The organism is Achromobacter sp. 1011811831 (assembly GCF_059760905.1).
Genome location: NZ_JCBANG010000018.1, coordinates 12,656 through 26,353, shown reverse-complemented (window position 1 = coordinate 26,353; position 13,698 = coordinate 12,656). Strand labels below are relative to the sequence as shown.

At 58.4% G+C, this 13,698-nt stretch carries 8 protein-coding genes; 2 read left to right on the top strand and 6 right to left on the bottom strand.

Annotation, left to right across the window (positions count from 1 at the left end; all coding sequences use genetic code 11):
- Positions 1 to 2,157: a type IV conjugative transfer system coupling protein TraD gene (gene traD, locus AC6LJ9_RS09710; protein WP_498147396.1), complete on the top strand. Its 2,157-nt coding sequence runs from the start codon at positions 1 to 3 to the stop codon at positions 2,155 to 2,157.
- The gene (locus AC6LJ9_RS09705; RefSeq protein ID WP_498147395.1) at positions 2,154 to 2,903 is read left to right on the top strand and encodes a TIGR03747 family integrating conjugative element membrane protein; all 750 of its coding nucleotides are present in this window, start codon (positions 2,154 to 2,156) and stop codon (positions 2,901 to 2,903) included. The genes traD and AC6LJ9_RS09705 overlap by 4 nt, the downstream gene beginning before the upstream one ends.
- 43 nt (positions 2,904 to 2,946) lie before the next feature.
- On the opposite strand, the gene AC6LJ9_RS09700 is transcribed toward AC6LJ9_RS09705, so the two are convergent.
- The 6 genes from AC6LJ9_RS09700 to AC6LJ9_RS09675 are packed head-to-tail and all read right to left on the bottom strand — an operon-like array spanning position 2,947 to position 13,657.
- Complete coding sequence (locus tag AC6LJ9_RS09700) at positions 2,947 to 4,596, bottom strand: type I restriction-modification system subunit M (protein ID WP_498147394.1); 1,650 nt, start codon at positions 4,594 to 4,596, stop codon at positions 2,947 to 2,949.
- Positions 4,593 to 5,708 (bottom strand): AAA family ATPase, encoded by a 1,116-nt coding sequence (locus tag AC6LJ9_RS09695; protein ID WP_498147393.1) that lies wholly within the window; start codon positions 5,706 to 5,708, stop codon positions 4,593 to 4,595. Before AC6LJ9_RS09695 ends, AC6LJ9_RS09700 begins: the two co-directional genes overlap by 4 nt.
- Positions 5,705 to 6,904, bottom strand: coding sequence for a restriction endonuclease subunit S (locus AC6LJ9_RS09690; protein ID WP_498147392.1), 1,200 nt, complete (start codon positions 6,902 to 6,904; stop codon positions 5,705 to 5,707). Before AC6LJ9_RS09690 ends, AC6LJ9_RS09695 begins: the two co-directional genes overlap by 4 nt.
- Positions 6,901 to 8,064, bottom strand: a complete 1,164-nt coding sequence (locus AC6LJ9_RS09685) for an RNA/DNA-binding domain-containing protein (protein WP_033962725.1) — start codon at positions 8,062 to 8,064, stop codon at positions 6,901 to 6,903. Before AC6LJ9_RS09685 ends, AC6LJ9_RS09690 begins: the two co-directional genes overlap by 4 nt.
- A complete protein-coding gene (locus AC6LJ9_RS09680) occupies positions 8,046 to 10,688 on the bottom strand; it encodes a TrlF family AAA-like ATPase (RefSeq protein ID WP_498147391.1) in 2,643 nt (880 codons plus the stop codon). The genes AC6LJ9_RS09685 and AC6LJ9_RS09680 overlap by 19 nt, the downstream gene beginning before the upstream one ends.
- Entirely contained in the window at positions 10,685 to 13,657 is a 2,973-nt protein-coding gene (locus tag AC6LJ9_RS09675; RefSeq protein WP_498147390.1) for a type I restriction endonuclease subunit R, read from the bottom strand. The genes AC6LJ9_RS09680 and AC6LJ9_RS09675 overlap by 4 nt, the downstream gene beginning before the upstream one ends.
- Positions 13,658 to 13,698: the final 41 nt, after the last annotated feature.

The window sequence follows — 13,698 nt, the reverse complement described above, 5'->3', positions numbered from 1 at the left end:
ATGGCCCAACCGCATGCGGTCGAGGTTCTGCTGCGGCCAGCGGTGGAGCTTCATACCGTGGCGGTTTGCACCGGCGCCGCGATTCTGTGCCTGGTGGCACCGTGGTCGCTCGCGCTGAGCCCGCTGCTCGGCCTGGGCTCGGCGCTGGCCTTCCTGACCTTCGGCGCGATTCGCCTGCGCGATGCCTGGGCGATCCTGCGCTATCGCCGCACCATCCGCCGCCTGCCGCGCTACGTGATGACCAGCCGCGACGTGCCGGTGAGTCAGCAACGGCTGTTCGTCGGCCGGGGCTTTCGCTGGGAGCAGCGACACACGCATCGGCTGATGCAGACCTACCGGCCGGAGTTCCGCCGCTATGTCGAGCCGACGGCGATCTACCGGGCCGCCCGGCGGCTGGAGGAGCGGCTTGAGTTCGCACCGTTTCCCATCTCGACGCTGGCGCGCGCGCTGGCCTGGGACAGCCCGCTCAACCCCGCGCGGCCGCTGCCGCCGGTCGGCGGACTGCCGCGCCTGCATGGCATCGAGCCGCACGAGGTCGACGTCACCCTGCCGCTGGGCGAGCGCGTTGGCCACACCCTGGTGCTGGGCACCACGCGCGTGGGCAAGACGCGGCTGGCCGAGCTGTTCATCACCCAGGACATCCGCCGCAAGGTCCGCGGCGAGCACGAGGTGGTGATCGTCTTCGACCCCAAGGGCGATGCGGACCTGTTGAAGCGCATGTACGTCGAGGCCAAGCGCGCCGGGCGCGAAGGCGAGTTCTACGTCTTCCATCTGGGCTGGCCGGACATCTCGGCGCGCTACAACGCCGTCGGCCGGTTCGGGCGGATCTCCGAGGTGGCCACGCGCATCGCCGGACAGCTCTCGGGCGAAGGCAACAGCGCCGCGTTCCGCGAATTCGCCTGGCGCTTCGTCAACATCATCGCCCGCGCCCTGGTCGAGCTGGGGCAGCGGCCGGACTATCTGCTGATCCAGCGCCACGTCATCAACATCGACGCGCTGTTCATCGAGTACGCCCAGCACTACTTCGCCAGGAACGAGCCGAAGGTCTGGGAGGTCATCGTCCAGCTCGAAGCGAAGCTGAACGACAAGAACATCCCGCGCAACATGATCGGGCGAGAGAAGCGCGTGGTGGCCCTCGAACAGTACCTGTCCCAGGTGCGCATCTATGACCCGGTGCTCGACGGCCTGCGCAGCGCCGTGCGCTACGACCGGACGTACTTCGACAAGATCGTCGCCTCGCTGCTGCCGCTGCTGGAGAAGCTCACCACCGGCAAGATCGCGCAACTGCTTGCACCGAACTATTCCGACCTGTCCGACCCGCGGCCGATCTTCGACTGGATGCAGGTCATCCGCAAACGCGCGGTGGTCTACGTGGGGCTGGATGCGCTGTCCGACGCCGAGGTCGCGGCAGCGGTGGGCAACTCGATGTTCAGCGACCTGGTCTCGGTCGCCGGCCACATCTACAAGTTCGGCATCGACGACGGGCTGCCCGGCACCGCGGCGGGCGCCAAGATCCCGATCAATGTCCACGCCGACGAATTCAATGAACTCATGGGCGACGAGTTCATTCCGATGGTCAACAAGGGTGGCGGTGCCGGCGTGCAGGTGACGGCCTACACGCAGACCTTGAGCGACATCGAGGCGCGCATCGGCAACCGTGCCAAGGCCGGCCAGGTGGTCGGCAACTTCAACAACCTGTTCATGCTGCGCGTGCGCGAGACCGCGACCGCCGAGCTGCTGACGCGACAACTGCCCAAGGTCGAGGTGTATGCCACGGCACTGATGAGCGGCGCCACCGACAGCTCCGACCCGCACGGCAATACCGCGTTCACGTCCAACACCCAGGACCGCATCAGCAGCAACAGCGTGCCGTTGATCGAGCCGGCGCATGTGGTGGCGCTGCCCAAGGGGCAGTGCTTCGCGCTGACCGAGGGCGGCAACCTCTGGAAAGTCCGCATGCCGCTGCCGGCACCCGACCCCGACGAAGCCATGCCGAAGGATCTGCAGGAGCTGGCCGGCTACATGCGACAGCACTACGTCGAGGCGGGAGACTGGTGGGAGAACCAGGGCATCCCCGGCCTGCAGGACAAGGCGCTGCCCGACGACCTGCTGGACGACTTCAAGCAGATGGCCGCCGCTGAAGAGGCCGAAGCATGAGCGATCCGGCCGTCGCGGCACAGCGCCAGCAGCAACGACAGCAGGGGCTGATCGCCGGCCTGGTCACGCTGCCGTTCCGCTTCTTCGGCGTGCTGTGCGGCGCGCTGCTGCTGTGCATCCTGATCGAATGCGTCGGCATGCACTTCTTCTGGCCCGATCAGGGCTGGCGCCACGCACAGGGCATGCTCAACTACGAGCTGGATCAGCTCTCCACGCATTTCACGCGCAGCGCGCTGGTGCAGGAGCCGGGGCGCACGGCGCACCGGCTGGTCGAGCAGGGCTACGACTGGCTGTTCGTGAAGAGCGGTCTGCTGGACTGGATACGCGACGCCTCGGCGCAGGCCAGCGCCGGCAGCCACCGCCCGACTAGGGATTTCCGCTACTACATCGGCTTGGTCTACGTGAACGTGGAGAGCTACCTGATCGCCTCGGCCTACACGACGCTGGTCTTCCTCGTGCGGGTGTTGGTGCTGTGCCTGACCCTGCCGCTGTTCCTGATGGCCGCCTTCGTCGGGCTGGTGGACGGCCTGGTGCGCCGGGACATCCGCCGCTTCGGCGCGGGACGCGAGTCGGGGTTCATCTATCACCGCGCCAGGGCCAGCCTGATCCCGCTGGCCGTGCTGCCGTGGGTGACTTACCTGGCATTGCCGGTCAGCGTGAACCCGCTGCTGATCCTGCTGCCCAGCGCTGCGCTGCTCGGCGTGGCGGCGTGCATTGCGGCGGCGACGTTCAAGAAGTACCTGTAGTGCAACCGGTAAGTGGCTCCACGGCGCGAATACGGTTTGCACACTATTTCGGCAATGACATCGACGTGCCATAAGGTAGCAAGGGCAGCCCTAACTCCTTGAGGAATTCGTTGTGCCGCTCGGTGGCCGTCTTGATTTTTTGATCCAACAAAATCAGTTCTGAATGCACCGCCGCGACGTCGATCTCCTCCTCGGCTTCTGCCGTACTCACGTAGCGCGAAATGTTGAGGTTGAAATCGTTCTTCTCGATCTCCTCCATGCTTACACGGCGCGCGTAGCGATGCTCTTCCTTGCGGAACTGGTACGTGTCGATGATCTTGTCGATGTGCTCGGGCAAGAGCTGGTTCTGCCGCTTGCCCTTTTCATAATGCTCGGCTGCGTTGATGAACAGCACGTCGTCCGGCTTCTTGCACTTCTTCAGCACCAAGATGCACACCGGTATGCCGGTGGAGAAGAACAGGTTGGACGGCAAGCCGATCACGGTGTCGATGTGACCGTCCTTGAGCAGCTTGGTGCGGATGCGCGCTTCCGCGCCGCCACGGAACAGCACGCCGTGCGGCAGGATGATGGCCATCACGCCGTCCTGCTTCAGGAAATGGAAGCCGTGCAACAAGAAGGCAAAGTCGGCCGCCGACTTTGGAGCCAGGCCGTGGTTCTTGAAGCGCACGTCCTCGCCGAGCGCATCGGTCGGTTCCCAGCGATAGCTGAAGGGCGGATTAGCCACCACGGCGTCGAACTTCGGCATCTTGGCCGGGTTGGTTTCCCGCAGAATGTCCCACTCGTTGAGCAGGGTGTCGCCGTGGAAAATCTCGAACTCCGAGTCCTTCACCCCGTGCAGCAGCATGTTCATGCGAGCTAGGTTGTAGGTGGTGATGTTCTTTTCCTGGCCGTAAATCTTACCAATGCCGTGCGGCCCCATCAGGCGGCGCACGTTGAGCAGCAAGGAGCCCGAGCCGCAGGCAAAGTCGAAAACGCTATCCAGATGCGAGCGCTTGCCGGTGGCTGGCTCCTGGCTGTCCAGCGTGACGATGGCCGACAAGATGTCTGAAATGCGCTGCGGCGTATAGAACTCGCCAGCCTTCTTGCCCGAGCCTGCCGCAAACTGGCCGATCAGGTACTCGTAGGCATCGCCCAGCGTGTCACTGTCGGTAGAGAACTGCCCCAGTCCCTTGGCGATCTCGGCGATGATCTTGCACAGGCGGGCATTGCGCTCGCTGTAGGTCTTGCCCAGCTTATCCGACGCCAGATTGATCTCTGAGAACAGGCCCCGGAAGGTGCTGGCGAAGGACTCTTCCTCGATGTACTTGAAGCCTTTTTGCAAAGTGTGCAGCAGCTCGGCATCCTGCGTGCGCGCCATCTCGGCGATGTTGCCCCACAGGTATTGGGGTTCGATAACGTAATGCACCTTGCGGCGCATCTGCTTCTCGAACTCGGGTACGTCGTCCAGATTTTCCTCGTACCACGCTTGAAGCGGCGTATTCACGCCAGTCTGCCTCAATACATCGGAAGGAAGGTCTGGATAGTCCGCCCCCAGCTCCTTCTGCGCGGCAGCCTCGTAGTTGTCCGACAGATAGCGAAGGAAGAGAAAAGCCAGCATGTAATCGCGGAAGTCGTCCGCATTCATCGCGCCACGCAGTTGGTCGGCGATGGCCCATAGGGTCTTGCCTAGTTTTTGCTTTTCGAACTCAGTCATGGTGTACCTGCTGTTGCGGCCTCAGGAACTTGAGGGAACAAATCGGGATTGAAGGGGTATCGGCTCAAGAAGTCGTTCAGAATCTTCTTGAAGTAAGCCTTGTTCTCATCGAGCATCTGCTGCGGCTCATACAGCGAGTAGTTGCCGTGGCTGAGAATGTTGATCAAACGGGCATGCAAAATGCCGTCGGGGTCATCATCTTCTTGCTTGATGCAGGCCGAGAAGTTCTTGTGGCCGTGGAAGCTCGCCGTCTTCTCAAGAATCGTGCGCAGCATGTTGAAGTGGTGCGTGAACAAACGATCTTCCTGTGCAGCCTGATAGAGTTCTGCCAAGGCCGCAACGTGGTGGAAGAAGGGCGTATCGCCCTCTTCGGGTCGCAGCAGATAGCCGCCGTTAGCCGGGTGCTTGTTGATCACATAGCGGCGCGCCTTGCCCAGCTCGTTACAGAGCACATTGAAAAACAAGGTGTGGTGCGTGGAGAGCACTGTCTTGAGCCGATTGTCCTGCCGCTTGAGCAACTGCGCCAAGTGATTGGCGACGGCAATGGCGTTGTGTTCATCTAGCGACGAGATCGGGTCGTCGATATACAGGTACTTCACCCATTGGTACGCCTCGATATCGGCGTCCATCGCCAGTTCGACCACAGCCAGAAAAAAACACCAGATGAAGATGTTTTCCTCGCCGCGTGACACCTTGATGTTGTCAACGGTCTGGCCATCCCCCAAGCGCGAAAAGCGCACCGCCCACTCTGGGCCCTCAGTGTCGATCCGGAAGTCGAAATCCGCGTAACGCCGCAGCAATGGGCGGATGCGGTTGTCCATTTCCAGATCGAACAGCCCCTGAAAGAAGCGCGAATCCTTATTGAGCAGCAAGCGCCGGTCCGCATCGCCTGCCAGATCATTGTTCCAGTGGAACAGGTCTTCAGTGAATGCGTTGAAGTACAGGGTATCGCGGGCGTCGTCCTGCTTGCCCATGTCCTTGAAGGCCATGGACAGCCGTGTCTTGCCAGTGCCGTTGTAGGCATAGAGCAGGATGGTTTTTTTGTTTTCCAGCTCGCTGCGCAGATGTGTAGCCAGCGCGGGCAGATCGGCGAAGGATTGAGCCGGCTTCATGCGTCCACCTCGTCCAGTACCGGGAATAACTGCTGCATCAGGCCCTTTTTGTGGGTCTTGAGGGCATCGATTTTCTGGGTTTGGGCGGTGATCAGATCGTCCAGCGAAGATAGGCAGTCGGCGATTTTTTGTTGTTCGTCTTTGTTTTTGGGGACTACACAATCGACCTTCTCAAGCACTTCAACGGACAGACCAGGCTGCGCTTGACCCGTAGCCAAGCGATTCAAATTAAGAAGGCAAAGGTTGTAGAAGAGCCAGCCAGTGTTAATGCCCGCTTTAGGCGTCGTTACCACAGCGTGCTCGGTTGCGTAGAAATCCCCATCAACAAGATTCACATTGCCGCAAAGAGCTCCCTGACGACCGATGAGCGAATATCGGCCAGACTGGTTATACGTTTTACAATAGCCACGTAGCCCGTTGCCGCCAAAGCATGGATACAAGCCGTCAATTTTCTTCTCTGAGATCTCTGAAGCAGAAATGAATTTTCCAGCTTGCATGTCGCAAACGGCACCAAGTGTCTTTTCCTCCCATTCCCCCGCTTCCCGAAACTCCGGAAACCGCAGCCGTGGCACGGTTTCGCCTTCGCGGGGGAAAAGCTGCTGCATCAGGCCCTTTTTGTGGGTCTTGAGGGTGTCGAGCTTGTAAGTTTCCGCCGCGATCAGATCATCCAGCGAAGACAAGCAGTCGGCGATTTTTTGTTGTTCATCGCGTGGAGGGATTGGCAGTTCAAGCTCGGAAAACTGCTTGTAACTGATCATCTTTCCATCACGAAGCCCCTCAAGATTTTTGATCATTTGAGCGATAAAACGATCAGTTTTTAGGTAATGCCTAAAGTAATCTTCAGAGTGGCCATGTCGCAGTCGTAGAATTACATAAGCAGGACTACAAATCCCCCTATATCTAGAGAACTCAATGCCGCCTTGAAAAGAACGCAGGCTAATGATGAAGTCGCCGACTTCAACCACCTTGTAGCTTTCTAAGCTTTTGTCAGTTACGGAAACATGATAATCAATCATTTCCCGAGGGATTGCTCCTTGCTCTTGGGTTATGGCAAGAACAGGGAGGTCGGAGTTGTGATCTTTATTGGAAATTTGATCAAAGATCATATTTCCAAATTCAGAGCCCCATCCGTCCTCGGCCCGATACTCCGGAAACCGCAACCGTGGCACCAGCAGCTTTTTTTCATTACCACTCATGCCACTTGCTCCTGCGGCCGTTTCACGATGGCCTTGAATAGATTCCCCGCCCGGTCGTCGATGAGTTCAATCTGCGGCCAGGCCCGCAAGGCGCGCAGCAGGCCGCTGCCCAGTCCGCGATAGGGCAGCAGCTTGGCGGCAAAGGACGCCAGGATTGGGTTGCGCATATTGGAGTTGCCTGCCTTGATGTTTTCGATGGTCAGGTTATTGGGCAGATGACCGGGACTGATGATCTCGACCCGATCGGCAAACACCAGCACGCGCACCGGCGCGCTGATGAAGTAGTCGCGGTGGATGAGCGCGTTGGCGACCAGCTCTTCCCAGACGATGCGCGGAATCTCCGATTGGCCTTGGGAGTTGAAGCCCTGTTCACCCTGAGTAGCACGGGTGTTAGCGACGATGAAGCCGAGCGTCTGCTGGAATACATCGGCCAGCTTACCGGTGATGTCGCGGCTGTCGATGTAGCGCTGGTCTTCGATCTCATTGCCGACAAAAGCCACCGCCTTGACGATGAAGGCAGGCAACGCGTATTGCGGTGCTTTGGCAAACAGCAGACTGCCCGCCACATTGAGCTGCCCCTGGTTCATCAGGTTCATGTTGGTCAAGAGCTGCGGCAGCGGTTGCTTGTGCTGGGCGAGCGGTTCGCCGAATTGCTGTTCGAAGAAGGTTTCGAAATAGGGCAGGTCCACATCGCCCGCGCTCAAGCCCGCCACGGGCGTTTCATCCGCATGTACCAGACCCGCCTGTTGGAACAGGCGCTGGATTTCTTCACGCGAGGTGGCGCGGCGCTTGTCCGAGCCGTTCTTCACCCAGATGGCGCCGTTCTTGTCCATGTAGGGTTTGCTGACGCCTTCCGCAACGGTGACCACCATCACGGTGCCGTTGGGGTGCGGCACATTTTCGGTGAGCGGGTTCACCGCAGGCCGCACGTTTTGTGAGGCACTGTTGGAGATGAGCTGGTTCAGGCGGTCGATGTCCGCATGAGACAAGCCCAGCACCGTGCCGTCGTTTTGCACCCCAATGAAAATCTGCCCGCCAGCGGTGTTGGCGAAGGCCACGATCTCCGCCGCCAGCGCGTCGGCATTGGTGAAGTTCTCTTTGAACTGATGGCGACTGTCTTCGCCACGGCTCAAGCAGTCGATCAGTTCTGTGGTTTCCATAGGTTGTAAACCTCTTTGCGTCGGTTGAAGGCTTCCTGGCCTCCTTCCATGATGTTGATGATGGCGTCCTGCACGGGACGAGCGTCGATGCTGCCGCTTTGTACGGCGACTTGCTCATCCTGATAGCGGCAGGCATGCACTTGCTCCGCATCACCCAGCACCGGAAAGTTGGCGTTGTGGGTGGCGAAGATGAATTGGGCGTGAGGCTTCATCTCGCGCAGCAGCTTGATCACGTCGTCGTAGATGGTCTGGTTGTCCAGATCGTCTTCCGGCTGGTCAATGATGATCACGTCGTTCTGGCGCTGGCTGAGCACATATAGCAGCAACGCGGAAGCACGCTGCCCGAGCGAGTGGTGCTTGAGTTCCTTGCCGCGATAGCGAATGACGAAACGGTTAGGCACCTGATAGACCACGAACTCCATCAGGTTTTGCATGAAAGTCTTTTCGAAAACCTCCGGCGTACTGCCCGCTTTTTTCAAGGCGTTTGGCAAATCACGCAGCAGCCCGCCGAAATCGGCGTAATCCTCCATCACTGCGCGCAGGGTGGTTTCGCGGATGTTGCTGCCCTTGAAGAGCTGCTGCATGAAACTGATGGCGGCCTCCTTGTCGCCCTTGAAGTCGGCTTCGATCTGCAAGGCGGTATGGCCAGCGTTCACCCGATCCAGTTCGGCCTTGATGGCGTTGAACTCGCGCAGCCACAGGCCGTTGAGCTTGTCGATCTCGGCAAACAATGCGTCGCGGATGCTGCTTTGCTGGCTTTCCTGCTTGGCGAGCGCCTCCAGCATTTGCTCCGCCTTGGTTTTGCGCTGCTGTTGGGTCAGGAAGTCATCCGGCTGGATGGCCGTCATGCCGGTCTGCTTGAGTTCCTGAGCCAGCTGACGTTCGACCTGGGCAAACTCTTCCTGAAGACTCTGGCGCGCGGCATCGAACTCGCCTTGTTTGAATTGAAGCCGGGAGGTAACAGCGCGGGCCTCCTGCTCGATTTGCTTGAGCTGATCGACTTTGGCAACGAGGTTGGCAAATTCGGCGTAATAAGCCGTGAAGAAGTCGGGGTTCTGCTTGGAGACGTAGCTCGTGGCATTACGCAGATCGTCTTCGTGCTCGGCGATCAATTGCCCGAGGGCGAGCACAAAGCTGTCTGCCCGCTCCTTCATACGTGCCAGTGCACTGGCATCCTGCTGGAAGCCAAGGCGCTTTTGCAGTTTGTCGGCAACCCCGTACTCTTCAAATTTCTTCAGCCGGAAGTTGGCATCGGTGAGCTGGGACTGGTAATCACGCCTGAGTTCGGCAGTATTGCTGAGCTTGAGCCAGCGCTGCGCAGCATCACGCACATGCTGGCGTTGGGTTTCGATTTCGTCTCGCAGTGTGCGGAGCTTTTCGCCCACCAGCTTTTCCACTAGATCGGTCTCGAAACCTTCGCCGGTGCTGGAAAGGTCTTTCTGCCCGAAGTAGATCGGACGGCGCAGCACAGTTTCCCGGATCGATACACCGGGCTGCAATTTGCCGTCCAGATAGACGTTCGGCGCTTCGCGAAAAATGCGGGAGATGGTGAATACCTGTCCGTATACGTCACAGGCCGTCAGCGTCACCTTGCCGCCGCTGCCCAGAGTGTGGCGGATCAGTTCATCCTTGTACTTGGTGTCCTGCGCTTTCTCCCCGCGAGGAATATCGAGAGCGTAGCGCACTGCTTCCAGAATGGAAGACTTGCCGCTGCCCCGGATGCCGATCAACGTGTTCAGTTCAGGCGAGAAATGCAGCGTTTTCCCGTCAAGGATGCCCCCGTCAAAGTGAATGCTGCGGATGTGCGATGCGAGATGCTTGGGCGGCTCCGTGACGACCCGCGAAGCAGGATCGCTCAAGGCAAACTTGACCGCATCAAAGGACAGTTCACCCAATTTGAGGTAACAGGCTTTACCCTGACCAATCTCTTCGATGCATTTGGCGTCGCAGCCTTCCAGTTCGGCGGGGTACCAGCCACCTAGATGCTGCTGCGTTTTAGTCCGGCAGGGTTTGCTTTTCTCTTGCAGCTTGTTGTACGTGCGTACCTTTTGGAAGCCCAACGTGCGACGGCGGAAGAATTCGTTCTGGCCCAGTTCGGCAAGACGCCCCCCGTCCAATTCGGCCCACAGTCCGCTCGGTGCTTCGACATGGGCAAAGACAAGGAAAAAGTCGCGGTGATAGCTTTCCAGCTTCTTGATGGTTTCCAACAGCGACAGAGAGGAACGCCCGTTTTCCTGCTCGTACTGGGCAGGGACTTTTCCTTCAAACGCAACGCCCAGGAAGGGGTTGATATGGTCATGACCATCGGCCAACCAGTCGTCGGAAAAAACAACCAGGGTGTGGATGCCATTGGCCCCGTCATTGACCGACAGCTCGACGCCGGGCAGCAGCGCAATATTCTTCTTCTGCGCTGTCTTGCGCAGCGCTTTGAACTCCTCAAAATCGAACTTGTTGTGATTGGTGATGACGCCCAGCTGGATACCTGCTTTCTCCAGCGCGTTCACATACTTGCTGTTGTAGAAGTTGTCATCGCCTGTGTACTTGAACTCACGATCTGCGCGGGTGTGCAGATGGAAGTCCGCACGAACCCACTGTGCCCCTTGTGCAAAGACGGTTCCCATCATCGTCCCTCCTCGTAGGCAGCCAAACCGGCAATCTCTCGACCCTGGGCGAGCTTGTGCAGCAGTGGTGTCAGCTCTTCCATCAGGGCCAACTCTTTCTGCGTGCGGGCTTTCCAGCCAAGTTCCAGCGGGGCCATCAACTCGGAGAGGCGTTCGCCATCGAAAATGCGGCGGCGCAAAATGTCATCGACAAAGGCTTGCAGCGCTGATGCGTCCAGTGTGTGGCGGTTGGCGAGATCGGTGAGTTCCCGTGTTTTTTTCTCTGCCTTGAAGCGGTCGAATCCGCTGCGGATTTGATTTTCGTCCAGGGCTTCATTGATTGGCAGGCCACGGATGTACTCGGCGATGTCCTCGCGCTCGTCGATGAACTTGGCGTCGGACTGAATCAGGCCGATGAGCTGCTCACGGTTCATGGTGAGCTTGCCGGGCTTCTGCTGGGTCAGCTTGGCGATGAGGCCCATGATGTAGTCGTAGTCGATCACGCTTGAGGCGAAGAGTACGAATTCAAAATCAAGCTGCTGCACTTCTGGCGGGGTCTGGTCGCGATCCTGCTGTTCCTTCAAGCGCTTGGCCGTTTCGAGGTACACACCTTTGAAGCCCTGCATCTGATCGGGTGGCGCAATCTGGGTGATCTGCGCCTTCTGCTCATCCGAGAGATCGGTATATTGATCGAGCTGGGTCTTGAGGCGCTGTACTTCCTTGAACAGATTGACGAACTGCGCCCGTGCGGCATCGCCTTTCAGGTTGGCCACGTCTTCCGGCGCATTGCCCACGCCTTGCGACTGCATGAAGTCAGCCAGCTTCTGTGTGGCGGTTTGCAGGTTATCGATGACCTTGGGCGCAGGGTCTACCAGCCAGATTTCACGCGGGTTGTCGATCTTCTCGCCAGAGAACAGTGCAATCGCCTCTTCGACCGGCCTTTGCTGCTGACGGAAGTCGAGGATGTTGCCATAGGGCTTGCTGTCGTTCAGCACGCGATTGGTGCGCGAAAACGCCTGGATCAAACCGTGATGCTTGAGGTTCTTATCCACGTATAGGGTATTGAGGTACTTGGAGTCGAAACCGGTGAGCAGCATGTCCACCACGATGGTGATGTCGATCTTTTGCGCGGCGGGGAGATCGCTGTTGGGGTACTGCTGATCCTTTATGCGCTTTTGCACATCCTGGTAGTACAGGTCGAACTCGCTGATGCGATGGTTGGTGCCAAAGCGCGTGTTGTAATCGGTCACGATGCGCGTGAGCGCCGCCTTCTTGCCTTCGGGGTCTTGCTGGTTATCTTCTTTCTCTTGCGGCAGGTCTTCCTGAATCTGTTGTACGTCCTTATTTCCCTCGGCAGGTGGAGAGAATACGCAGGCAATGTTCAGCGGACGGAACTCAGGGCCTTGCTCGGTCTTTTGTTTTTGAATCTCCGCGAACAGTTCGAAATACTCGATGGCATCGTTGATGCTGGCTGTTGCCAACACCGCGTTGAACTTGCGGCCATTGGTCGCTGCATCGTGCTTGGCGAGAATGGTTTCAATGACCTTGGGCTTGGCCACACATTCACCAGGCTTGGGAGGATTCTTGCCTTCGGGCTTGAAGTAATCCACGTGAAAGCGCAGGACGTTGCGATCCTCGATGGCGTGGGTGATGGTGTATTGATGCAGACAACGCTGGAAGAGGTCGTCGGTCGTGCGGTAACTGGCCTGCTGACCTTCGATCTGCTGGTAGCTGGCGTTCTTCTCGAAGATGGGTGTGCCGGTAAAGCCAAAAAGCTGGGCGTTGGGGAAGAACTCCTTGATGGCTTTGTGGTTGTCGCCAAATTGTGAGCGGTGGCATTCATCAAAGATAAACACCATGCGCTGGTTGCGTAATGGCTCCAGCCGCTCCTTGTAGTTGCGCTTGTTGGCCCCATCCAGAGCCAGGCCCAGCTTCTGAATGGTGGTGACGATGACTTTATCGGCGTAGTCATCCGACAGTAGGCGGCGCACCAGTGTCTCGGTGTTGGTGTTCTCTTCGACGCAGCCTTCCTGAAAGCGGTTGAATTCCTCGCGAGTCTGGCGATCCAGGTCTTTGCGATCCACCACAAACAGACACTTGTCGATGTCCGGATTGTCTTTGAGCAGGGTGGACGCCTTGAACGAAGTCAGCGTCTTGCCTGAGCCGGTGGTGTGCCAGATGTAGCCGTTGCCGCAATTCTGGTGGATGCACTCCACGATGGCTTTGACGGCATAGATTTGGTATGGCCGCATCATCAGCAGCTTCTGCTCGCTGGCCACCAGCACCATGTAGCGGCTGATCATTTGCCCTAGAGTGCACTTTGCTAGGAACTTCTCGGCAAAACTATCGAGCAGCGTGATTTTCTTGTTGTCTTCGCTGGCAAACTGGTAAACCGGCAAGAAGCGCTCATCTGCGTTGAAGCTGAAGTGCCGTGCGTTGTTGTTGGCGAAATACCAAGTGTCAGTGCGGTTGCTGACGATGAAGAGCTGCAGGAAGCACAGCAGTGTCTTGCTATACCCATTGCCGGGGTCAGTCTTGTAATCAACGATCTGCTGCATGGCCCGGCGCGGGCTGACCGCCAAGGTCTTCAGCTCGATTTGCACCACCGGTACGCCGTTGATGAGCAGCATCACGTCGTAGCGGTGATGGCTGTTGTCAGTGTTCATGCGCAACTGGTTGACGACCTCAAAGTCGTTCTTGCACCAGTCCCGGATGTTCACCAAGGTGTAGTTCAGCGGCGTACCATCGTCGCGCTCGAAGCTGTTGATGTTGCGCAGCGTCTGGGCGGCGTTGTACACATCAGGCGTGATCACGCTGTCGAGCAGGCGCTGGAATTCGCTGTCGGTCAGGCGAACGCGGTTGAGGGTCTCGAACTTTTCGCGGAAGTTCGCCTCCAGCGCGGCACGGTCGCGGATATCGGGGCGATACGTGTATTTGAGATCTTCCAGTGTGGCAATCAGATCTCGTTCGATTTGGTTTTCTGTTGTCGTCATGAACCTGCCCCCTTCCTTCGCAGTGCTGTTTAGACCCATGT

Bases quoted from the DNA above. Each gene is read 5' to 3' on its own strand.
- AC6LJ9_RS09695 (WP_498147393.1), bottom strand. From the start codon at position 5,708: ATGAAGCCGGCTCAATCCTTCGCCGATCTGCCCGCGCTGGCTACACAT.
- AC6LJ9_RS09685 (WP_033962725.1), bottom strand. From the start codon at position 8,064: ATGGAAACCACAGAACTGATCGACTGCTTGAGCCGTGGCGAAGACAGT.
- AC6LJ9_RS09690 (WP_498147392.1), bottom strand. From the start codon at position 6,904: ATGAGTGGTAATGAAAAAAAGCTGCTGGTGCCACGGTTGCGGTTTCCG.
- traD (WP_498147396.1), top strand. From the start codon at position 1: ATGGCCCAACCGCATGCGGTCGAGGTTCTGCTGCGGCCAGCGGTGGAG.
- AC6LJ9_RS09680 (WP_498147391.1), bottom strand. From the start codon at position 10,688: ATGATGGGAACCGTCTTTGCACAAGGGGCACAGTGGGTTCGTGCGGAC.
- AC6LJ9_RS09700 (WP_498147394.1), bottom strand. From the start codon at position 4,596: ATGACTGAGTTCGAAAAGCAAAAACTAGGCAAGACCCTATGGGCCATC.
- AC6LJ9_RS09675 (WP_498147390.1), bottom strand. From the start codon at position 13,657: ATGACGACAACAGAAAACCAAATCGAACGAGATCTGATTGCCACACTG.
- AC6LJ9_RS09705 (WP_498147395.1), top strand. From the start codon at position 2,154: ATGAGCGATCCGGCCGTCGCGGCACAGCGCCAGCAGCAACGACAGCAG.